The sequence below is a fragment of the Leptolyngbya sp. O-77 genome (assembly GCF_001548395.1).
Taxonomy (GTDB): domain Bacteria; phylum Cyanobacteriota; class Cyanobacteriia; order Elainellales; family Elainellaceae; genus Thermoleptolyngbya.
Window position 1 is genome coordinate 1854009 of record NZ_AP017367.1, and the last position, 23073, is coordinate 1877081.

Annotated in this window: 11 protein-coding genes, 2 tRNA genes and 3 rRNA genes; 6 read left to right on the forward strand and 10 right to left on the reverse strand. The window is 55.4% G+C overall.

Going from position 1 to position 23073, the window contains the following annotated elements; translation table 11 throughout:
• Positions 1 to 232: 232 nt before the first annotated feature.
• Positions 233 to 2791 (reverse strand): phosphoenolpyruvate--protein phosphotransferase, encoded by a 2559-nt coding sequence (gene ptsP, locus O77CONTIG1_RS07945; protein WP_068509549.1) that lies wholly within the window; start codon positions 2789 to 2791, stop codon positions 233 to 235.
• Between the two features lie 480 nt (positions 2792 to 3271).
• A complete protein-coding gene (locus O77CONTIG1_RS07950; RefSeq protein WP_068509551.1) occupies positions 3272 to 3955 on the reverse strand; it encodes a hypothetical protein in 684 nt (227 codons plus the stop codon).
• Positions 3956 to 4158: 203 nt separating this feature from the next.
• Here O77CONTIG1_RS07950 and O77CONTIG1_RS07955 point away from each other — a divergent pair, with 203 nt between their 5' ends.
• The 4 genes from O77CONTIG1_RS07955 (at position 4159) to O77CONTIG1_RS07970 (ending at position 8164) form a co-directional block, all read left to right on the forward strand.
• Positions 4159 to 5193, forward strand: a complete 1035-nt coding sequence (locus tag O77CONTIG1_RS07955; RefSeq protein ID WP_286132610.1) for an S-layer homology domain-containing protein — start codon at positions 4159 to 4161, stop codon at positions 5191 to 5193.
• A gap of 6 nt (positions 5194 to 5199) precedes the next feature.
• A complete protein-coding gene (locus O77CONTIG1_RS07960) occupies positions 5200 to 6108 on the forward strand; it encodes an ABC transporter permease (protein WP_068509558.1) in 909 nt (302 codons plus the stop codon).
• A gap of 38 nt (positions 6109 to 6146) precedes the next feature.
• Positions 6147 to 6605, forward strand: coding sequence for a hypothetical protein (locus O77CONTIG1_RS07965; protein WP_197673347.1), 459 nt, complete (start codon positions 6147 to 6149; stop codon positions 6603 to 6605).
• Between the two features lie 179 nt (positions 6606 to 6784).
• Positions 6785 to 8164: an LCP family protein gene (locus O77CONTIG1_RS07970; protein ID WP_225894715.1), complete on the forward strand. Its 1380-nt coding sequence runs from the start codon at positions 6785 to 6787 to the stop codon at positions 8162 to 8164.
• A 55-nt stretch (positions 8165 to 8219) separates the two neighbouring features.
• Here the strand turns inward: O77CONTIG1_RS07970 and O77CONTIG1_RS07975 are convergent, their stop codons facing one another.
• The 3 genes from O77CONTIG1_RS07975 to O77CONTIG1_RS07985 all read right to left on the reverse strand — a co-directional run bounded on the left by O77CONTIG1_RS07975 (position 8220) and on the right by O77CONTIG1_RS07985 (position 11339).
• Entirely contained in the window at positions 8220 to 10298 is a 2079-nt protein-coding gene (locus O77CONTIG1_RS07975; RefSeq protein ID WP_068509562.1) for a potassium channel protein, read from the reverse strand.
• On the reverse strand, positions 10298 to 10552 hold the full coding sequence (locus O77CONTIG1_RS07980; RefSeq protein WP_068509563.1) for a UPF0175 family protein: 255 nt from the start codon (positions 10550 to 10552) through the stop codon (positions 10298 to 10300). Before O77CONTIG1_RS07980 ends, O77CONTIG1_RS07975 begins: the two co-directional genes overlap by 1 nt.
• A 256-nt stretch (positions 10553 to 10808) precedes the next feature.
• A complete protein-coding gene (locus O77CONTIG1_RS07985) occupies positions 10809 to 11339 on the reverse strand; it encodes a peptidoglycan-binding domain-containing protein (protein WP_084782363.1) in 531 nt (176 codons plus the stop codon).
• 689 nt (positions 11340 to 12028) lie between these two features.
• On the opposite strand from O77CONTIG1_RS07985, the gene O77CONTIG1_RS07990 reads away from it, so the two are divergent.
• Positions 12029 to 14464, forward strand: a complete 2436-nt coding sequence (locus O77CONTIG1_RS07990) for a phosphoketolase (RefSeq protein WP_068509566.1) — start codon at positions 12029 to 12031, stop codon at positions 14462 to 14464.
• Positions 14465 to 14723: 259 nt separating this feature from the next.
• Complete coding sequence (locus O77CONTIG1_RS07995) at positions 14724 to 17234, forward strand: glycogen/starch/alpha-glucan phosphorylase (protein WP_068509569.1); 2511 nt, start codon at positions 14724 to 14726, stop codon at positions 17232 to 17234.
• A 99-nt stretch (positions 17235 to 17333) separates the two neighbouring features.
• Here the strand turns inward: O77CONTIG1_RS07995 and rrf are convergent.
• From rrf to O77CONTIG1_RS08020, 5 genes are all read right to left on the reverse strand, one after another.
• Positions 17334 to 17450 (reverse strand): 5S ribosomal RNA (rrf, locus tag O77CONTIG1_RS08000).
• Between the two features lie 130 nt (positions 17451 to 17580).
• Positions 17581 to 20458: ribosomal RNA gene (locus tag O77CONTIG1_RS08005) — 23S ribosomal RNA — on the reverse strand.
• A gap of 243 nt (positions 20459 to 20701) precedes the next feature.
• Positions 20702 to 20774 (reverse strand) — tRNA-Ala (locus O77CONTIG1_RS08010).
• A gap of 229 nt (positions 20775 to 21003) precedes the next feature.
• Positions 21004 to 21077 (reverse strand) — tRNA-Ile (locus O77CONTIG1_RS08015).
• Positions 21078 to 21192: 115 nt separating this feature from the next.
• Positions 21193 to 22680: ribosomal RNA gene (locus O77CONTIG1_RS08020) — 16S ribosomal RNA — on the reverse strand.
• The 16S, 23S and 5S rRNA genes sit together here with 2 tRNA genes alongside, the layout of an rRNA operon.
• Positions 22681 to 23073: the final 393 nt, after the last annotated feature.

Consider the following 23073-nt stretch of genomic DNA (forward strand, 5'->3'; position numbering starts at 1 on the left):
CGCGAAGAATTTTTTCCACATAGTTTTTTGAAGAGGAGAGTATTGGGGAGTGAATTGGGGAGTTAGCGGAATAGCGTTGCACCATTGCAATAGCACCATTGCGGTAACACCATTGCAATAGCACGATTGCAATACATGATTGCAATATCTGACGCGATGGCTATGAAGCAATGGAGCGAGCGGGCGTGCTTCAACCCCCTTCGCTCTACCGCCATCCCATCGGCCTATCGCCCTAATCCTCCGCCAGGGGCACTAGTTCACGCACGGCTTCGGCCGTATCCGCAGCAAGGGCTTGTTCTGCGAGGCGCTGGCAATCGGCCAGGCTCAGCGTGCGAATTTGAGCTTTGACACTGGGAATCGTAGGCGCACTAACGCTGAGTTCCTTCACGCCCAGACCAATCAGAATCGGCACAGCCTGCGGATCGCCTGCCACGCCGCCACACACGCCACACCATTTGCCATGCTTATTCGCAGCGCGAGCCGCCATGCCAATCAGCCCCAACACACCGGGATTCAGCGCGTCGGCGTAGGGAGCCAGCTTGGGATGGCCGCGATCCATCGCCAGGGTGTACTGCGTCAGGTCGTTGGTGCCAACGGAGAAGAAGTCTACCTCACGGGCAAACTGTTCTGCCATGACTGCTGTCGAGGGCACCTCCACCATGATTCCAGCTTCAATCGGGGCAACCCCAAGGGACTGACGCTCCTCTTCCAGCATTTGCTTGGCCATGTGCCATTCTTCCAGGCGAGCGATCATGGGGAACATGATGCGAACCTTGCCTGCCTCGGAGGCGCGGAGGATGGCGCGGAACTGGGTGCGGAGAATTTCTGGGCGATCGAACCCAAGCCGGATGCCGCGTTCGCCCAGGAAGGGGTTTTCTTCGTGGGGAATGGGCAGGTAGGGCAGGGGTTTGTCGCCACCTACATCCAGCGTGCGAATAATCAGCGGACGACCGTCTAGCGCTCTGGCAGCAGCGCTGTAGATGGCGGTCTGCTCGTCTTCGTCGGGGGCGCTGTCGCGCTCCATAAACACCAGTTCCGACCGCAGCAGCCCCACGCCCTCGCCGCCGAATTTGACCGATTTTGCGCCCTCTTCGGCATTGCTAATGTTGGCCACGACCTCAATGCGGTGTCCGTCTGTTGTGATTGCAGGTTCAAACGCAGTTGCCAGTTCTCGCTGGCGGCGTTCTTTGACACGGGCAATGCGCTGCTGAGTGCGCTCCATTTCCTCCGCAGAGGGGTTCAGCCGCAGCCGTCCCTTGCTGCCGTCTAGGATAACGGGGGTTCCTTCGGGCAGTTCCAACACTCGCGGCTCCGTGCCTGCCATCGAGGGAATATCCATCGCCCGCGCCAGGATGGAGACGTGGGACGTTGCGCCCCCTGCTACTGTACAGAAGCCCACGATTTTCGTCGGATCAAGCGTGGCCATGTCCGACGGGGTGAGGTCTTCCGCCGCCAGCACGGTATGTTCGGGATAGGTGACAACTTCGGCAGTGACCCCGGTGAGAATTCGCAAGACGCGATCGCCCACATCCCGCAGATCATTTGCCCGTTCTGCCAGGAGTGCGTTATCTAGCTTAGACAGCATTTCGGCTTGGCTGGTATAGGTCTGCTTCCAGGCATAGGCGGCACTCTTGCCCTTGTCGATGGCGCTGACTGCCGTGTCCATCAGTTCTGGATCGCCCAGAATTTCCTGATGCGCGGCAAAGATAGCGGACTTTTTCGGATCGCCCTGGCCGTGGACTTTGGCGCGCAGTGCTTCCACATCCTGGGCGGCTTTGGCGATCGCCTGCTCTAGTTTGCGCCGTTCCTCGTTGGGCGTGCCGCCATGCTCCGAAACAGCGATTTCTTGCTGCTGCACCCGCCGCAGATAGCCGACCGCCACCCCCGGCGACGCGGCCACCCCCAGAACGACGTTCGGATCTTCCGAGCGGGGTCGGGGTGCAGGTTTAGAAATTTCTGGTTGTTCGATGCTAGCCGCCACGGCTATGGGTTTTGCGCCTTCTTCGCCCAGGCCGGTACGGAGGGCTTCGCTCAGTTCGGCGATCGCCGCTTCGGCATCGGGACCGCTGGCTTCGAGTTGCACTGTCGCGCCATTGCCCACTGCCATGCCCATCAGACCAATCACGCTGCGGGTGTTGGCAGATTTGTCGCCATACTTAAGGCGAATGTCGGATTTATACTTTTTTGCCAGCGTAGACAGCACCGCAGAGGGGCGGGCGTGTAGCCCCGTCGGGTTGGGAATGACGATCGGTTCCGAGGCAACCGTCACCCCGCCAATGACCGTCCCATCTTCCGAAACGTCGCCCAGCGCCAGATCTAGCGCGATGTCTTGCCCGGCAACCACTGAACCCAGACGCGGCTCAAACTTGGCCACGCGATCGCTGTTGGTGATCACAATCTGGGTCAGCAGGCTGCGGGCGTGGGTGGCTACAAAATCCGCGTCGAAATTAATCAGCGGGTCGCCCACCTGGACGCGATCGCCCACCTGCACTCGCGGCACAAACCCTTCCCCGCGCAGCGTCACCGTGTCCAACCCAATGTGCATTAACACTTCCAGTCCGTCCGCTGTTTTCACCGTCACCGCGTGGTTAGACGGGTGAAGCTGAATCACCTCGCCATCGCAGGGGGCCAGCAACGTCTGACTAGTCGGGTCAATCGACACGCCATCGCCCACCATTTTTTGAGCGAATACCGGATCGGGCACCTGCTCAATCGGAACCAACTGACCTGACAATGGGGCAACCAGCGCCACCATGCTGCGAGTCTCTGCTGGCGCTACAGCATAGCTCATTCGTCAATCTCCTGATTTGATATCCAAGATGAAATGTTTTGAACCGTAAAGAACTTTTCAGTATTCCAATCCAATCTGCACAGCCTAGAGCGGGCGATCGCAACCCGATGACTCTTTGAAAAGCAAAAAACTGAAAACCAAAAAACTGCGCTCACACCAAAAACAGCCCGTGAAAAATCACACGCAAAGAATCACCCGCTAGACATCACCCGCGATTGCAGACCTGTGCAGACTCTCAACTCCTGGCTTGCCAGGAACCAAACGATAGACCCTATCCTCACAGGGATCAGCAAGGTGCTGGAATTTACGAATTAAAAATTTAAGCTTTGACCCGCCAAATATTACCAAACGCTTTACAAATAAGGGCGATCGCCCATTTTTGGCGGTTATGCAAAATACATCGACAACCAGGTCGGGATCACAAGATTTGGGATTAGAAACTTTGGGACTAGAAATTAGAGTTCGACCCCGAACCCTACTCTACGTACCTAACTCTACGTGATTAAACACCGTCATCATGAGCAAGAGTGCAACCCCCACCAGCACTGCGCCCTGGAGATTAACGCGGGTGGGCGATCGCCGATAGGGCGGCTCTAGCCAAAACGTCAGCAGCCGCGACACCAGCGGCATCACGCCCCAGGTCAGAATTGAGCTGGTAATCAGGTTGTTCACCAGCATGGCGCTGCCCGGCGGCCAGTCTTGCATAATGCCCAGCGCCCCAAACACCAATGATTGAATCATCACGGTGGGGTATAGCCCCATCACCACCGACAGCACTTGCTTCCAGGGCGCAGGCCCCAGGGCGGGCCGCTCTGTGCCCGATGCCTGCGAAAACCAGCCCTCTAACCCCGTTGTAAAAGATTTAAAGCGATATTCCTGCAAAAAGCCCTGCCCCGCGATCACCAATTCTTTGCGATCGCTCGACTGCACCCACTCATTCAAATGCTCTGGCGTATCAAAGTGCATCACCGAATACCACTTCACCACGCCATCCCGACACACCAGCGGCGGGCATAGATCCGTCCGGATATAGCCCGGAAACTGCCGAGCGCGATGCAGCAGTTCCGCGTGCCACCGCCGAAACGGCAGTTCCTTACTGCGCGGCACAATGTGTTCAATCATGACGCTGGAATAGAAGACTGGATCGGCTTGCAGGTCTGACATGATTCACGGTTGAGTGAGAGGGAAAGGGCAACCGAGAATCATTTACGCACATTCATAGCGGGTGTAGCGTCTATCGCGATGCCAAACTCTGCGCGATGCCAAACTCCAAAAGCTCAGCGCCTATCCTGGCACATCCTATCCCTTCACTTGCGCTAGCGTAGAGTTGACGAGTTTTCAGCCGGTGAATCGAGACTGTGACTGTTGTGCTGAGGGGAAAACAAATCGCCATCGGGCTGCTGATTAGCACGGTGCTGCCGCTGGCGGCTTGCAGCGCCGATTTTCAGCGCCGCCTTGCGCCTGATCCAGCGCTGATCAATGGTGCAGGAGAGGAGCCGGGGCTGCCCAATCCGCCTGCGTCGCCGGAGGACACGCCCTCGCCCACCGCGCCAGACTCTCCGGGGGCGATCGCCCCGCCCGCTTCCCCATCCGAATCGCCCGCCGCCTCTGCGTCGCCTCGCCCCGCCACAAACTGGCGACCCAGCCCGCCTAGCGCAGCGGCCAATAGCCCAGGCTCCCTTAGCACGGCACCGCTGCGCTTCACCGACCTGGCCCAGGCCCCAACCGATTTGCAGCCCTACATCACCGACCTGGCAGAATTGGGCGTTCTTCAGATTACGCCTGCTGCGTCTGAATTCAAGCCAGGTCAAACCATTACCCGCCGCGAGTTTGCCCGCTGGCTGATGGCTGCAAACAACGCAATTTTTGCAAACCAGCCCGCTAACAAAATTCGCCCCGCGTCTCCCTCAGAAGCGCCCGCCTTTCAGGACGTGCCCAGCAGCGATCCAGATTTCGCAGTAATTCAGGGGCTAGCCAGCGCTGGCCTTGTCCCCAGCCCGCTATCGGGCAACAGCACCATCGTCACCTTTCGCCCCGACGCACCCCTCACCCGCGAAGACCTGATCCTCTGGAAAACGCCGCTGGATCTGCGTCGTTCGCTGCCTAACGCCACGCTAGAAGCTGTGCAGCAAACCTGGGGCTTTCAGGACGCTGCCAGCATTGACCCACGGGCCCAGCGGGCGGTGCTGGCCGATTTCCAAAACGCCGATCTGTCGAACATCCGTCGCGCCTTTGGCTATACCACCCTGTTTCAGCCCAAAAAGCCCGTGACGCGGGCAGAAGCGGCGGCTGTCCTCTGGTTCTTTGGTACGCAGGGGAATGGGCTATCGGCCCGGGAAGCCGGACAGCAGGCAACCGAACCCACCAGCAGCCAGGTAACCGAACAAGTTGGGGGGCAGTAACAAGCAATGGTCGCCCTATCGGAACCGCTTGTGTTGCAGCCGTCTGCTCTGTGGCAATCCGCATGGCGGCGATTTCGGCGAAGCTGGACGGCGATGCTAGGGCTTTGGCTACTGAGCCTGTTGGGACTGGCAGTGCTGGTGGGGCCGTGGGTCTACCCTGTCTCGGCAACAGCGATTGACTTTGGGCAGGCGGCGGCTCCGCCCAGCCTGGTTCACCCTTTTGGCACCAATGATCTGGGGCAAGACCAACTGGCGCGGGTGCTGGTGGGTGGCCGCATTTCTCTGGCGGTGGGGGTGGCGGCAATGGCGCTGAGCATTGGGTTGGGGGTAGGCATTGGGGCGATCGCCGGATTTTATGGCGGACTGATCGACACGCTATTAATGCGACTGACTGACCTGTTTCTGGCGCTGCCCCAACTGCCCCTGCTGCTGCTAGTCGTCTACCTGTTTCGCAACACTGCACGGGCGATCGCCGGTCCAGAGTGGGGCATCTTCCTCCTCGTTGTCTGCGTCATTGGCGGGCTGAATTGGATGAGTACGGCGCGGCTGGTGCGGGCCGGGTTCCTCTCCTTGCGAAACCGCGACTTTATCGCCGCAGCGCGGGCAATGGGGGCGCGTCCGGGCCATCTCATCTGGCATCATCTGCTGCCCAATGTGCTGAGTCCAGTGATTGTGTCGGCCACGCTGGCGATCGCCACTGCCATTCTCACGGAATCTACCCTCAGCTTTTTGGGACTCGGCTTTCCGCCCGACGTGCCCACCTGGGGCCGAATGCTGTTCGATGCCTACAACCGCATCGAAACTGCCCCCCACATGGCTGTCTTCCCTGGTCTGATGATTTTCCTCACCGTCCTCAGCATCAACTACATCGGCGACGGTCTACAGGATGCGCTTGATCCGCGCCGAGAAGTCTGAGGCAGCGTGTTGGAGTCTTGGAGTCTTGGAGAAAGTCTGTGCAGCGATTCCAACCCCTATCACCCGACCCCTCGCCGCTTCGTCAACCCATCAACCCATCCCTCCATATGCCCAACCCCTACGACGACCCCTACGACCCCCAACAGCTCAAGCGAATTCGCATGTTTGTCTATCTGGTGCCTGTGCTAGGCTTGATTCCGGCGATGTGGGCGCTGTCGGTACGAAAGGGCGATTCGCAAAGCGATCCCTACGGGAATCGCCGCGAACGGCAGGCGGCGCGGCTGTCCACAACGCTGGGGTTAGGCTGGCTGATGGGCTACATAGCGCTAGCCGCAGGGGCCCATGCCGCCGATACCTCTGCGATTCCGCTCCTCGTCGCCAACAGCGCCCTTACCTCCGGCTATTTCGTCGTCATGCTCTGGCTGATGCTACGCCTGTGGCAGCGCAAACCGCTGCGGCTACCGGGCATTAGCGAGATGAGCGATCGCCTGCCCTAGACCAGTTCCAGAGATCTAGATCTACTCACACTCCGCATCGTCCATTCTGCAAAATCGTTGCTAAGATGCTGCATGAAGCGTTGGAACTCACCCCACCGCCACAGTCGTCAACGCCTTCAGCGACACGTTCATTCTTAGACCCGTTTTCCCTCGTGACATCCCCAAAGGCTCGATCTTCCTTGTCTCCTCAAACCCAACCCCTGCCACCCAGAAAAATCAAACTCCACTGGCTATTGCTGGGGTTGCTGGGTGTGGCAACGGTTTCCGCCGGGGCAGGAGCGCTGCTTGCTATGACGTTGGCCAGCACGCCGCTATTGCAGAGCCAGCTTTCACCAGAAGAGTCCAAAGTCTTCGGCCAGGGAGAGATCGCGACCGGGCTAAACTTTCGTCTGCCCCGGCTGACGCGCCCCGTCAATATCCTAGTGCTGGGAATTAAGGTGCTAAGTTCTGACGTAGACAACCCGCCGCCCGAGGTTCGCGATCTGGGCTATCACGCACTGGTCAACTCCTTCGAGGGGCTATCCGACACCATGCTGATGCTGCGATTCAGCCCCGAAACGGGCAAACTCGTGGTGCTATCGGTGCCGCGAGACACACGCACCCGCGTCGCTGGGCTGGGCGTAACCAAGCTGAACGAAGCCAATGCCTACGGCGGCCCGGCGTTGGCGGCTCAATCGGTTAGCAATCTGCTAGGGGGTGTACCTGTTGATCGGTATGTGCGGATCAATGTGCAGGGGGTCGAAAAGCTGATCGATGCGCTGGGCGGCGTGACGGTCTATGTGCCCAAGGACATGAAATATACCGACCATTCCCAGCATCTTTATATCGACCTGAAGCAGGGCGAACAGCACCTCAATGGCGAACAGGCGCTGCAATTTCTGCGGTTCCGCTACGATGCCTATGGTGATATTGGGCGGGTGCAGCGGCAGCAAACTCTGATGCGGGCGTTGGTCGAGCAGACCCTCAGTCCGGCCACACTTACGCGCATTCCACAAATCCTCTCGGTAATTCAGGAAAATGTTGACACAAACCTGACCGTCGAGGAACTGGTAGCGCTGGTAGGCTTTGCAGCACAGCTCAAGCGGGCTGACTTGCAAATGCTAATGTTGCCGGGAGAGTTTAGCGGGGCTGGAGATTATGAAGCTAGCTACTGGCTGCCGAGCCGTTCCCGCATTCTGGAGATGAGCAGCGAATACTTTGGACTCCATTCGGAGCTAGGCGACGCAGTGGCAGATCCTTACGCTGAGCCGAGCGTTGATTCTGTCTCTTCTGAGACAGATTATGGTATCAGGATTGCGATTCAAGACTCTACGGGGAACTTGGCGGCGGCTGAGCAACTGCTGTTTGCGCTGCGGGATGCTGGATTTTATAACGTTTACATTGACGAAAACTGGAGCGAACCCCTGCGCGAAACCCGCATTATTGCCCAGAGCGGCGACCTTGGGAAGGCTGAGGCGGTGCGGCGATCGCTCGGACTTGGCGAAGTGCGCGTCGAAGGAACTGGCAACCTGCAATCGGACGTGACGGTTCAGGTGGGCACAGATTGGCGAGTGGAGTAGAAGAGGTCAGAGTATCGGGATACGCTCACGCCATTATGCCACTACTCTGACGCCGCTACTTTTTCTCTGCCTCCTTCTCTGCCTCCTCAATTGGCACTAGCGTTACGTCCGGCGCAAGCTTTCGCAGTTCGGTCAGCAGGTGATGGGCGGGATAGTCGTAAAGCTGCACATAGATAGTGCCAGGCAAATTTCGGGCAAAGGCGTTGGCAGTTTTTAGGTTTAACCCTGAGATGCGGTGCAGCGTAATGCCAATCTCGCTGAGATTGCCTTGGTTGAGGGGCTTGCCCATGCTAAGCCGCCAGGGGCGCGGGGCCCGCATCTGTCCGCGCTCGATGCGCCGCAGCCCGTCGATGGTAGACAGGACAATGAGGCGATCGCCCGCTTGCAGCATCCAGGTTTCCGACGGCATCAGGCTATCGCTGTTGTCGAGCATCCGCCGTTCACTGTTGCGCTCATAAAAAATCGGCACCACGCCGTAGCCGTAGGATACTTGCGAGAGCAGCTTACCCACCAGCGTATCGCCTGCTTCTACCAAAAATTCTGTCACCAAAATTGTCTGTTCATTAAGCCGAAACAGGCTCAGGATATTTTCGCCAAAGGCCGAACCCACAAATGCCTCTGCGGCCAGTGCCGAAACGGCCATCACCCGAGCATTGGGGATCAGCGTCGCCAAGCTAGTGCTAAACCGCTGATTATACGAACGAATCACCAACTGTAGTGGCTGCTTTTGCTGGCGGGTCAGTTCTCGCGCCGTGAGCGCCACTTCCAGATTCAAGATTTGGTCGTCTGTGACGACGACCAGGCTTTTGGCAGTTTCAATATTGGCGTGGTGGATCTGTTGAATCGGGTTCCCCACAATGATTGGGATTTTTGGAAAGAGCGCCAGATTGTCCGCCACATCGGTCAACACGATGAAGGGCTGGCGAAACGTCTGAAGCCAGGTTGCCACCTGCTGGCCAACGCGCCCAAGCCCAACCATTACAACATGACCCTGCTTGGGCATCGGCGGTCGTCGTTGAAGAAAGCTGAATCGGGCACTGAGCAGGTTATCCGCAATAATGCCCACCACGCCCAATACAAACAGCAAGCTGATAATCGTGATCAGCAGGCTGACAAAGTAAACCCAGCCGGGAACGGGGTCGTTTTCTAGACCGCCAAATACATCGCCATAGCCCCCTAACAGCAGCACTGCACCGGAGGCGATCGCCTTTGTCCACGACAAGTCTGGCACGGTCATCTTGAGCATGGTTGCCCCCAGCACCCACAGCACCAGCGCTGTGACCAGACCCATTGCAACCAGCGGACGGGTTCGATTAGCCTGCATCCACATCTGCACTCGCCGAAACCACGGCATGGGTTGCTCTTTTAGCACGGCTTGCAGCCCAGCCCGCCAGCGCGATCGCCAGTCACCGCCTGCCTGCTGCTGGGTATAATCTGGCGCGTCTGCGATTTCTATGTAGGCAATGGTATCGCCCGCCTGAATGCGGGTGTCTATCTGCCAGTGATAAAACGCCCGGTTTGGCGAGGCGGGGATTTCTGCCTGGGGACGGTGGCTAAGCAGTCGGTAGGATTTTTTGTGCTGAGCCACCGCACGCGAATCGTCAAACCGGGGATCGCGGGGCTGCACGGTTTGTTCCACCACCTGCAAGCGCGTGTCCCCAATGTTGAAGCTGCCCAATAGACCCACCTGTAGCCCCGCCATCGCAAAAGCAAAGGCAGGCATCTCCATCGGGTCGTAGGCGTTGAAGTTGCCGAGCCGCAGCTTGAGCAGTTCGTTGAGGCTTTGGCGAGACGAGCGAACCACCAGCCGCACGTCTGGGTTGAGTTGACGAATGGCGATCGCCGCTTCAATATTCACCGTTTCATTGCTCGTAACAATCAGCGCCGCCCGGCACTGCTGCACGCCTGCCTTGAGCAGCACGGGTTCATCCCGGCAGTCCCCGATCAGCAAATCCTCCGCCAGCAAATCAGTCAGATTTTCGACTTCCCATTCCTCAGGGCGCTGTCGGTCGATTGCTGTAACGTAGACCGTCGTTCCCTCTGTCGCAAACCGCTGCAAGTGATAGACGCAATATTGTCCCAGGCTACCCAGCCCACAGACCAAAAAGCGGTCTACTCGCGGCGAGGAACCCATTAGTCGCTACACACAAAGACGCTCTCGCCATCCATGATGACGCGGCTGCACCGGGGGCTAACGCCGCGCTCACCCACGACCTGGCTAAATTCGCTGCTCTCCATCCCAGCCAGTTCTGCCGCCTTAGCAAAAGACAGCATCTCTTGGGCGTAGAGGGCGATCGCCAGCTCTTTGAGCAACACCTGTTCAAGATGCTGCTCCGGCAACCGCATCGACTTGAGAACAGAATCTGGAATCGTCAGTTCAACACTCATTGGATTGTCCCACTCGTTCACTCAACAAAATCAAAAAACGCTTAATCAACCACGCTTAGCAAACACCGCCTTGAACAGGTAACTTGGCTCTCGCTGAAATCCCGATGCTTTGAGAATTCGGCATTTTTGCAGCCAGTCCAGCAAGCTCACCCCCGCCGTCACCCTGCGTGCCCCCTCAAGATTTAACGTTCCCCAGACAGGACAACGATTGCTCAGTGCCGTATCAGCCAGGTGCAATCCGCGCTCACCCCGCACCCTATCGCCACCGCCCCCGCTCCAAAAGCCACTTGCTTCGGGTAGGGGGCGGCTGCCCGGTTTTGCCCTCACACATCACAGCCCAGGTAATCGGTGTCACCTCTCCTGTCGCATCCAGATGGTGCGATCGCTGAAACGCTAACACAGCATCCTGGGTGTCATGGTCAAAGCAGTCTGTGCGACGAACCCGATAGCCATAGACCTGCAACAGCCCTTGCAGTTCCCTCACGTCTGACCCACAGTAACCTAATCGCATGGTTCGCGACCCTGGCTTCACCCTCGAGAGCAGGAGCGCCCAAGTGCGATCGCCTACAATACCATCCACTCGCAGACCGTTGCGCCGCTGAAAATCTCGCACCGCTGACTCAGTAATCCAGCCAAAATCTCCATCTGGTCTGAGTCGATAGCCGCAGGCACCCAAAAGCTCCTGCAAGTGGGCCACCAACGCCCCCTGGCTCCAGGGATAAAGACGACTCAGCTCGATGCGATCGCCACCATCAGGGAAGAGTGCAAACTCCGATGTCGCGTCCATGCGCCTTTCGCTCAACCTTAGTTCTAATCATAGAACCTTGCCCCCAAGATGCCGAAGAGATTTAGATTTCGATCCAATTTCTCAGCATCCCCATTGCTCACTCTCAAAGCGGAGCCACGTCCCCCAGCTCAATATTTCAACCTGAGTCATCAAACTAAAGTTTTATTTCCACAATTTAATCGACTGTTGCGCTCGATACTTCCTATCTCTAAAGCAATCTGCGACTATCTTCTTGCCTATGGATCTTAGAAATCAAAGCGCGACTTTTTAGTTTTAATTTAGTTTCAATCTACCTTCCAGCGCTTTTTGCTCAAGTCAACTCTCCCAGAAGTTAGACTTTCTACTTTTTTAACTTTTCTGACATCTTTTTCAAGGTTTGATAGCATTTCACCGCTGAACGCCCTCAACGGCTTCTACCAAGCAGCTAAAAGAACTTAATCTGACCTTAAAACCACCTGATCGTCAGTTTTTTTAGAACGAGTGCTGCTTCGGAAACGTAGCTGATTCAGGTCTGTGCTTGAGTTTCCGTTCAGCCCTTTAGTGAAAACCTAAAGAGATGCTATGCAATCTAAACAATCTGTGGTTTTTAGCTGAGAGTTATTTCATCCGAAGTTTCGTTTGCTTTCAGTTTCCAGCTTGACCGTATTTGTCCCGCTCTACATTCAATGCGTTTGAGAGATAACGAGCTTATGGTAGCTTCCTCCGAAAGACCCACCACCGAAACCTCAATCAGCAGCTTTGGACTCGCCCGCTCCACGGTGCAGGGCACCCCCCTCAGCCCTGATGAGCTGTGGAAAATGCACGCTTTTTGGCGTGCTGCAAACTATCTGGCGCTAGGCATGATCTATCTGCGCGACAACCCACTACTGCGAGAACCACTCAAGGACGAGCATATTAAGCAGCGCCTGTTGGGGCACTGGGGATCTAGCCCCGGCATCGCGTTTCTCTACACCCACCTCAACCGCATTATCAAAAAATTTGACCAAGACATGCTGTTCATGGTCGGGCCGGGTCACGGCGCACCCGGCTTCCTCGGCCCCTGCTATTTAGAAGGAACCTATTCCCACTACTTCAGCCATTGCACCGAAGATGTTGAAGGAATGAAGCGCTTCTTCAAGCAGTTTTCGTTCCCCGGCGGCGTTGGCAGCCACTGCACTCCCGAAACACCTGGCTCCATTCATGAAGGCGGCGAGCTGGGCTACAGCATTTCTCACGCTTTTGGCGCGGCTTTTGATAATCCAGACCTGATTGTGGTGACAATGCCTGGAGATGGTGAAGCTGAAACCGGCCCCCTGGCAACCTCCTGGCATTCCAACAAATTCCTCAATCCGATCCGCGATGGCGCAGTGCTGCCCGTGCTGCACCTAAACGGCTACAAGATTAACAACCCGACCATCCTGGCGCGGATTAGCCACGAGGAGCTGGAGGCGCTGTTCCGGGGTTATGGCTGGACACCCTACTTTGTCGAAGGCTCTGAGCCAGAATCCATGCACCAGGCGCTAGCGGCTACGCTAGATCATTGCGTGTCTGAAATCAAGCGGATTCAGCACGAGTCCCGCAGTAGTGGCGTTGCAACTCGCCCCCGCTGGCCGATGATTGTGCTGCGAACCCCCAAGGGCTGGACTTGCCCTGGTGAGATCGATGGGCACAAGGTCGAAGGATTCTGGCGATCGCACCAGGTGCCGATGAGTTCTATGCATGGCAACGAAGAACACAAGCGCATCCTCGAGGAATGGATGCGGAGCTACAAGCCGGAAGAACTTTTTGATGAAAACGGCAAGGTCTTCCCCTACATCCGTGAGGTCGCGCCTGAAGGCAACAAGCGCCTTGGCTCGACTCCCTACGCCAACGGCGGCTTACTGCGGCGCGAGCTAAATATGCCCGACTTTCGCCAGTACGGCATTCCGGTCGATCGCCCTGGCGTGGTCGAAGCCGAAAACACCCGCCCGCTGGGCGTGTTCCTGCGAGACGTGATGAAGAACAACATGAATAACTTCCGCGTCTTTGGCCCTGACGAAAACACCTCCAACAAGCTGAACGCGGTCTACGATGTCAGCAAAAAGTTCTGGATTGCAGAATTCCTGCCTGAGGATCTAGATGGCGGTGAGCTATCTCCTGACGGTCGGGTCATGGAAATCCTCAGCGAACATACTCTAGAGGGCTGGCTGGAAGGCTACTTGCTCACGGGTCGTCATGGCTTCTTCTCGACCTACGAATCTTTTGCCCACGTCATCGACTCGATGGTCGGCCAACACGCCAAGTGGCTGGAAATTTGCAACCATATCAACTGGCGTAAAGAGGTGTCGTCGCTGAATCTGCTGATTACTTCGACAGTGTGGCGGCAAGATCACAACGGCTTTACTCACCAAGATCCGGGCTTCCTGGATGTGATTCTGAATAAGAGTCCTGAAGTTGTTCGCATCTACCTACCGCCGGATGTCAACTCGCTGCTATCGGTGGCAAATCATTGCCTCAAGAGTGAGAACTATGTGAACGTCATTGTGTCAGACAAGCAGATGCATTTGCAGTATCACGACATGGATGCCGCTGTTCGCAACTGCACAAAGGGCATCGACATTTGGGAATGGGCTAGCACTGATGCAGGCGAGGAGCCAGACGTGGTGCTGGCGACCGCAGGCGACATTCCTACCAAGGAGTCTTTGGCTGCTTCGGTGATGCTGCGGGAAGCTTTCCCCGACCTGAAGATCCGCTTTGTCAATGTGATCGACTTGTTCAAGCTGACGCCCGCCACGGAGCATCCCCACGGCCTGAGCGATAGCGACTTTGATAGCTTGTTCACAACAGATAAGCCGATTATCTTTAACTTCCACGGCTACCCCTGGCTGATTCACCGCCTCACCTATCGCCGCACCAACCACGAAAACCTGCATGTGCGCGGCTATAAGGAGAAGGGCAACATTAACACGCCGCTGGAACTGGCAATTTGCAACCAGATTGACCGCTTTAGCATTGCCATTGATGTGATTGACCGGGTGCCCAAGCTGAAAAATGCAGGTGCCCACGCCAAAGAGCAGCTCAAGGACGAGCAGATTGCCTGCCGCAACTATGCATTTGAGTACGGGATTGATCGTCCCGATATTGTGAACTGGAAGTGGCCTTACTAAGGTCTTTGAGTTGATGCTGAGCGGTCTATTGCCTACTGATTTAAGGTTTCGGGCAATAGACCGCTTGGCTTTAGGTCTGAGATTCCGCCTTTTGGGAGCGCAGTCTTGAGCAGTCTTGAAATATCCCTGGGACGGGCGATCGCTCTGCTAACCACCTTGTTTGCTGGCAGCATTTTCCGAATTTCAGGACTTTTTTCTCTTATTGCCCCCCTCAATCCTCCAAGCCGTAGAAATATCCAACTCACCCAGAATTTTTACCATGCAGACGTTACCCACCCCCCCTTCCGGCTCGGTGCAAATTGAAGACGATCGTACTGGGCTATCGATTGAAACCCTAAAACGAGCGTTTCTAGACAACTTGTTCTATATCCAGGGCAAATTTCCAGCCCTCGCCACCAAAAACGACTACTACATGGCGCTAGCTTACACCGTGCGCGATCGCCTCCTGCGCCGCTGGCTCAACACCGCCGAAACCTACACCAACACCCAAGCCCGCACCGTCTGCTACCTCTCCGCCGAATTCCTCATGGGCCCGCACCTGGGCAACAATCTGATTAACCTCGGCATCTACGACCAGATCAATCAAGCCATGACCGAACTGGGGCTAAACCTCAACGAACTACTCCAGCAGGAAGAAGAACCCGGTCTGGGCAACGGCGGTCTAGGTCGCCTCGCCGCCTGCTATCTCGACTCTCTAGCCACGCTAGAAATTCCTGCTCTGGGCTACGGCATCCGCTACGAATTTGGCATCTTTGACCAGGAAATCCGCGACGGCTGGCAGGTCGAGATCACCGACAAATGGCTGCGCTACGGCAACCCCTGGGAAATTGCTCGTCCCGATTGGGCCGTTGAGGTGAAATATGGCGGCCACACAGAATCATTTATCGATGAGCATGGTAACTACCGCGTCCGCTGGGTGCCCTTCAAAGTCGTCAAAGGGCTTCCCTACGACACCCCGATCCTGGGCTACAAAGTCAACACCGCAAACACCCTCCGCCTCTGGTCTGCCGAAGCCACCGAATCTTTTGACTTTGGCGCGTTCAACTCTGGCGACTATTTCGGCGCAGTTCATCAAAAGAGCAACTCCGAAAATATCTCCAAAGTCCTCTATCCCAACGATGAACAATACCAGGGCAAGGTGTTGCGGCTAGAGCAGCAGATGTTCTTTGTCTCCTGCTCTCTGCAAGACATGATTCGCATCCTCCAGGTGCAGAAGATGCCGCTGGAGCAGTTTTCTGAAAAATTCTCGGTGCAGTTAAATGACACCCATCCGGCGATCGCCGTCGCAGAACTCATGCGTCTGCTCATGGACGAACACGGAATGCAATGGGACACAGCCTGGAGCATCACCACCCGCACCTTCGGTTACACCAACCACACCCTCCTCCCAGAAGCCCTAGAGCGCTGGCCCCTAAAGCTCTTCTCAGAACTGCTCCCCCGCCACATCGAAATCATCTACGAAATCAACCGTCGCTTCCTCGACGATGTACGCATCAAATTTCCCAACGATCCCAGCCGCCTCAGCCGTCTCTCGCTCATCGACGAAAGCGGCGAAAAGTATGTCCGCATGGCCAACCTCGCCTGTGTCGGCAGTAGCGCCATCAACGGGGTTGCCGCACTCCACAGCGAACTGGTCAAACAGACCGTGCTAAAAGACTTCTACGACATGTATCCGGAGAAATTCACCAACGTCACCAACGGGGTCACTCCGCGTCGTTTCGTCGTACTGAGCAATCCCCGCCTCACAAACCTCATCACCAGCAAAATCGGAGACAACTGGATTAAGCATCTCGATGAACTGCGCCACATTGAGCAGTTCGCAGACGATCCCGGATTCCGCTACGAATTCCGACAAATCAAGCAAGCCATCAAACAAGACCTGGCAAACCACATCAAGTCGGAAACAGATGTCGAAGTCGATCCTTCATCTTTGTTCGATATCCAAGTAAAACGGATTCACGAATACAAGCGGCAGCACCTCAACGCACTCCACATCATCCACCTCTACAACCGCATTAAGGCAAATCCCAGCGCTGAAATCACGCCCCGTACCTTCTTATTCGGCGGCAAGGCAGCTCCGGGTTACTACATGGCCAAGCTCATCATCAAACTCATCAACTCCATCGGAGAAGTGGTTAATCGCGATCCCGATGTCGCCGGACGGCTTAAGGTCATTTTCCTCAAAGACTACAACGTAAAATTCGCCCAGCGAGTCTATCCAGCCGCCGACCTCTCAGAGCAGATCTCCACCGCAGGCAAAGAAGCCTCAGGCACAGGCAACATGAAGTTCTCAATGAATGGAGCGCTCACAATTGGCACGTTAGACGGCGCTAACGTCGAAATCCGTGAAGAAGTCGGAGCCGAAAACTTCTTCCTATTTGGTTTAACCACGGAAGAAGTCGCCGCCAAAAAAGCAGCCGGCTATAGACCAATGGATTACTACGAAAGCAATGACGACTTGCGCCAAGTCATCGACCGCATCGCCTCTGGCTTCTTCTCACACGGAGACACAGGTCTTTTCCGCCCACTCGTAGACAACTTGCTCCACAAAGACGATTACCTACTCCTAGCAGACTATCAGTCCTATATCGATTGCCAAGAGCAAGTCAGTCAAGCCTACCGAAATTGGGATCACTGGACTCGCATGTCCATCCTCAACACGGCCCGCATGGGCAAATTCTCGTCCGATCGCTCAATCCGCGACTACTGCCAAAACATCTGGAAAGTGCAGCCGGTTCCTATCAAGCTAAAAGACTACACTCAAAGCTAACAGAACCCTGACAAAGCTCCCCGACTTCTTGTTGAGGAGCTTTGTTCAGACAAACAAAACCCCCTCGGATGATTAACTCCGAGGGGGTTCTTATTATCGCCCTGGCACCGAGCTATTTTTGCAGGCAGCTACCCACCAACTATCTTCGCCGCAGATGCGTTTCACAACTCAGTTCGGGATGGATGAGCGTGGTTCCACACCGCCATAGGCACCAGGAAACTTATTGGGCTGTCTAGACTCTCTTCCACTCGAGAAGCCCTCTTGCAAGAAGAGCTTCCTAGAAGAGAGAACCCAGAAGGCTGCATAGAAAATCATCCAGACATCAAATCATACAAGATACGAAAATGAGGTCAAGCCCTCGGTCTGTTAGTACTCCTCGACTTCATACATCACTGCACTTCCATCTAGAGCCTATCAACCCGTGTTCTGCGGGTGACCTTACTGGCTTATGCCATGAGAGTACTCATCTTGAGGTGGGCTTCCCACTTAGATGCTTTCAGCGGTTATCCACTCCGCACTTGGCTACCCTGCGTCTACCGTTGGCACGATAACAGGTACACCAGCGGTGCGTTCTTCCCGGTCCTCTCGTACTAAGGAAGAATCCTCTCAATACTCTTACGCCTGCACCGGATATGGACCGAACTGTCTCACGACGTTCTGAACCCAGCTCACGTACCGCTTTAATGGGCGAACAGCCCAACCCTTGGGACCTTCTCCAGCCCCAGGATGCGACGAGCCGACATCGAGGTGCCGAGCCTTCCCGTCGATATGAACTCTTGGGGAAGACTAGCCTGTTATCCCCGGGGTAGCTTTTATCCGTTAAGCTACGGCCCTTCCACTCGGGACCGTAGGATCACTAAGGCCGACTTTCGTCCCTGCTCGACCTGTCCGTCTCGCAGTCAAGCTGGCTTATGCCTTTGCACTCTACGGCGGGTTTCCATCCCGCCTGAGCGAACCTTTGCGCGCCTCCGTTACCCTTTGGGAGGCGACCGCCCCAGTCAAACTGCCCACCATACACGGTCCCTGACCCGGATTACGGGCCTAGGTTAGAACGTCGAGCACTCAGGGTGGTATTTCACCGTCGGCTCCAGCAAACCCGCAAGTCCGGCTTCTCCGCCTCCCACCTATCCTACACAATCAACACCCGAACGCAATGCCAGGCTACAGTAAAGCTCCACGGGGTCTTTTTGTCCTGCTGCGAGTAGGCCGCATCTTCACGGCCACTTCAATTTCACCGAGTCCCTCGTCGAGACAGTGCCCAGATCGTTACGCCTTTCGTGCAGGTCGGAACTTACCCGACAAGGAATTTCGCTACCTTAGGACCGTTATAGTTACGGCCGCCGTTTACCGGGGCTTCGATCAAGAGCTTCGCCTTGCGCTGACCCCCATCACTTAACCTTCCGGCACCGGGCAGGCGTCACACCCTATACGTCCACTTTCGTGTTTGCAGAGTGCTGTGTTTTTGATAAACAGTCGCCAGAGGCTTTTCACTGCGACCTAGTTGCCTAGGCACCCCTTCTCCCGAAGTTACGGGGCTAGTTTGCCAAGTTCCTTAGCGAGGGTTCTCCCGCGCGCCTTGGTATTCTCAACCACCCACCTGTGTCGGTTTAGGGTACGGGCAATAGGCAGTTAACGTGTTTAGAGCTTTTCTTGGAAGCCTGACATCACACACTTCGGGGACGTATCCCCTCGTACTCACGCCTCAGCTCGGAACGTTTTCGCCGCTCCTCATCGCCTCGGACGCTTGAACCAGTAACCAACCTCTGGCTGTGTTAGCCTTCTCCGTCCCTCTGCACAACTGCATATCGGTACAGGAATATTAACCTGTTGTCCATCGACTACGTCCTTCGACCTCGCCTTAGGACCCGACTAACCCTCCGCGGACGAGCCTTCCGGAGGAAACCTTGGGATTTCGGGGCATTGGATTCTCACCAATGTTTGCGCTACTCAAGCCGACATTCTCACTTCTGCTTCGTCCACACCTGCTTCCGCTGATGCTTCTAACTACTACAGAACGCTCCCCTACCGATACATCGATAGATATATCCCACAGCTTCGGTACATCGCTTAGTCCCGTTCATTTTCGGCGCAGGAGCGCTTGACCAGTGAGCTATTACGCACTCTTTTAAGGGTGGCTGCTTCTAGGCAAACCTCCTGGTTGTCTATGCACTCCCACCTCCTTTGCCACTTAGCGATGATTTGGGGACCTTAGCTGGTGGTCTGGGCTGTTTCCCTCTTGACGATGGAGCTTATCCCTCACCGTCTCACTGGCAGAGTGTACACGGGGTATTCAGAGTTTGACTCGATTTGGTACCGCTCTCGCAGCCCGCACCGAATCAGTGCTTTACCCCCCCGCTATAATCTCTACCGCTGCGCCTCAACACATTTCGGGGAGAACCAGCTAGCTCCCGGTTCGATTGGCATTTCACCCCTAACCACAGCTCATCCGCTGATTTTTCAACATCAGTCGGTTCGGACCTCCACTTGGCTTTACCCAAGCTTCATCCTGGCCATGGTTAGATCACCGGGGTTCGGGTCTATAAACACTGACTTTCGCCCTTATCAGACTCGCTTTCGCTTTGGCTTCGCCATTCTCGGCTTAACCTGCCAGTGCCTATAAGTCGCCGGCTCATTCTTCAACAGGCACACCGTCACCCGTTTAATCGGGCTTCGATTGCTTGTAGGCTGACGGTTTCATGTTCTATTTCACTCCCCTCCCGGGGTTCTTTTCACCTTTCCCTCGCGGTACTGGTTCACTATCGGTCACACAGGAGTATTTAGCCTTTCGAGGTGGTCCTCGATGATTCAACCGGAATTCCACGTGCTCCGGCCTACTCGGGATTCAGCTAGTATCTTTAAGCTTTCGACTACAGGACTTTCACCTTCTCTGGTGCAGTATTCAGCTGCTTCGTCTAGCCGCTAGAGTCCATATCGCTGTCCACAACCCCAGGAGTTAAAACCCCTGGTTTAGGCTGTTCCCCGTTCGCTCGCCACTACTGAGGGAATCTCGGTTGATTTCTTTTCCTCCGGGTACTTAGATGTTTCAGTTCCCCGGGTTCGCCTCCCGCACCTATGGATTCAGGGGATACCCCTGGGGGTTTCCCCATTCGGACATCGCCGGATCGAAGCTCGTTGCCAGCTCCCCGGCGCTTTTCGCAGGTAATCACGTCCTTCATCGCCTCTGTGTGCCAAGGCATCCACCATGTGCCCGTTCTATCTTGACCACTTTTTCGCTTTTGTCTTGCTTACATTGGTGTCTGTGATAGTGACAGCTTCAATCGACGGCAGGCTGTCGCTCTTCCGCCAACTTTCGCTGTCTGCTACCTGACAATTTTCTATGCAGTTTTCAAGGTTCTGGCTGGTCTAACCCAGCAGGCTCTCTTGATTCAGATTTGACCTCTCGGTTCCTATCTAAACAAAAGACGTTGCTGAATTATCGCAAGTTGAAGAAGTTGGAGCTTACTCAGTGGAGGTTAGCGGACTCGAACCGCTGACATCCTGCTTGCAAAGCAGGCGCTCTACCAACTGAGCTAAACCCCCAGGCGAAAATCAAAAAAATGAAGAACGAAGAAAGAAGACCAAATAATGAAAAACAAAAACAAAAGTTGCTGAAACCTAGTGAAACCTAAACGATTCTCAAGGCTCTAAGCAAAACTCAAAGACCCGTTACAGAACAGACTTCGTTACAGAAAAGTCTTCGAAACTTCGTTACAGAGGCTTTACCTGCTCCTGTCCTTTTACCTTATTCTTCGCTTTTCTTTTTCAAAGGTGGGCCATCCTGGACTCGAACCAGGGACCTCACCCTTATCAGGGGTGCGCTCTAACCACCTGAGCTAATAGCCCATAAACCGAACCCAAATAGTTTGGAAGCCCATCTGTAATCCGAACGACCTTGGGATGACCGACTCTGAATCTATTTGCACTGTGCGTTCGACTCTAGAGTGGGTAGGTCTCCCTAAAAGGAGGTGATCCAGCCACACCTTCCGGTACGGCTACCTTGTTACGACTTCACCCCAGTCATCAGCCCTGCCTTCGGCGTCCTCCTCCCGAGGGTTGGAGTAACGACTTCGGGCGTGGCCAACTCCCATGGTGTGACGGGCGGTGTGTACAAGGCCCGGGAACGTATTCACCGCAGTATGCTGACCTGCGATTACTAGCGATTCCTCCTTCATGCAGGCGAGTTGCAGCCTGCAATCTGAACTGAGCCACGGTTTATGGGATTAGCTTGCTCTCGCGAGCTTGCAACCCTTTGTCCGCAGCATTGTAGTACGTGTGTAGCCCAGGACGTAAGGGGCATGCTGACTTGACGTCATCCCCACCTTCCTCCGGTTTGTCACCGGCAGTCTCTCTAGAGTGCCCAACTAAATGATGGCAACTAAAAACGAGGGTTGCGCTCGTTGCGGGACTTAACCCAACATCTCACGACACGAGCTGACGACAGCCATGCACCACCTGTGCTCCAGCTCCCGAAGGCACCCCCTCCTTTCAGAAGGGTTCTGGACATGTCAAGCCCTGGTAAGGTTCTTCGCGTTGCATCGAATTAAACCACATACTCCACCGCTTGTGCGGGCCCCCGTCAATTCCTTTGAGTTTCACTCTTGCGAGCGTACTCCCCAGGCGGGACACTTAACGCGTTGGCTACGGCACTGCCCGGGTCGATACGGGCAACACCTAGTGTCCATCGTTTACGGCTAGGACTACAGGGGTATCTAATCCCTTTCGCTCCCCTAGCTTTCGTCCCTCAGTGTCAGTGCAGGTCCAGTCAGGCGCTTTCGCCACCGGTGTTCTTCCCAATATCTACGCATTTCACCGCTACACTGGGAATTCCCCTGACCCCTACCGCACTCTAGTCGTCCAGTTTCCACTGCTGATATGCGGTTAAGCCGCACGCTTTAACAGCAGACTTGAACAACCACCTACGGACGCTTTACGCCCAATAATTCCGGATAACGCTTGCATCCTCCGTATTACCGCGGCTGCTGGCACGGAGTTAGCCGATGCTGATTCGATAGGTACCGTCAGAGCTTCTTCCCTATCAAAAGCGGTTTACAACCAATAGGCCGTCCTCCCGCACGCGGTCTTGCTCCGTCAGGCTTGCGCCCATTGCGGAAAATTCCCCACTGCTGCCTCCCGTAGGAGTCTGGGCCGTGTCTCAGTCCCAGTGTGGCTGATCATCCTCTCAGACCAGCTACTGATCGTCGCCTTGGTAGGCTCTTACCCCACCAACTAGCTAATCAGACGCGAGCTCATCCTCAGGCCATAAATGTTTCACCTCTCGGCACATCGGGTATTAGCAGCCGTTTCCAGCTGTTGTCCCCGTCCTAAGGGCAGATTCTCACGCGTTACTCACCCGTCCGCCACTAGGTGCCGAAGCACCCCGTTCGACTTGCATGTGTTAAGCAGACCGCCAGCGTTCATCCTGAGCCAGGATCAAACTCTCCATGTTGTTGAGTTGAATGGCTCCAGAACTCTCGTTCCGGACTCATTAGCTTAAGTACTCAAAAGCCTAGGCTCTATAGCCCAAACTCTATCTGTATACTCAAGTCCTGAGATTTTTTGTTTCGTTAAACCTAGGTCAGTCTCTCTAAAAGGCTTCGGCTTCCTAAAAAGCTCACGCCTCTTAAGAAATTAACTCCCTAGCAATTGCATTAACGGGTCACAGATGTTATTCTGGCTTCCAAACTATTATCTTTTCTAGGTTCGGGCGACGAGACTTTAGCCTTGCTTCGCTTCTGCTCCGCTTCGGCTGTCCTCCCGACCGCTTTACTAATGTAGCCCCTTCTCCCTATAACTGTCAACTACTTTTTCTAAAACATTCTCGGAATCCTGAAAACCCCCA

Bases quoted from the DNA above. Each gene is read 5' to 3' on its own strand.
- O77CONTIG1_RS07995 (WP_068509569.1), top strand. From the start codon at position 14,724: ATGCAGACGTTACCCACCCCCCCTTCCGGCTCGGTGCAAATTGAAGAC.
- ptsP (WP_068509549.1), bottom strand. From the start codon at position 2,791: ATGAGCTATGCTGTAGCGCCAGCAGAGACTCGCAGCATGGTGGCGCTG.
- O77CONTIG1_RS07980 (WP_068509563.1), bottom strand. From the start codon at position 10,552: ATGAGTGTTGAACTGACGATTCCAGATTCTGTTCTCAAGTCGATGCGG.
- O77CONTIG1_RS07950 (WP_068509551.1), bottom strand. From the start codon at position 3,955: ATGTCAGACCTGCAAGCCGATCCAGTCTTCTATTCCAGCGTCATGATT.
- O77CONTIG1_RS07985 (WP_084782363.1), bottom strand. From the start codon at position 11,339: ATGGACGCGACATCGGAGTTTGCACTCTTCCCTGATGGTGGCGATCGC.
- O77CONTIG1_RS07990 (WP_068509566.1), top strand. From the start codon at position 12,029: ATGGTAGCTTCCTCCGAAAGACCCACCACCGAAACCTCAATCAGCAGC.
- O77CONTIG1_RS07975 (WP_068509562.1), bottom strand. From the start codon at position 10,298: ATGGGTTCCTCGCCGCGAGTAGACCGCTTTTTGGTCTGTGGGCTGGGT.
- O77CONTIG1_RS07960 (WP_068509558.1), top strand. From the start codon at position 5,200: ATGGTCGCCCTATCGGAACCGCTTGTGTTGCAGCCGTCTGCTCTGTGG.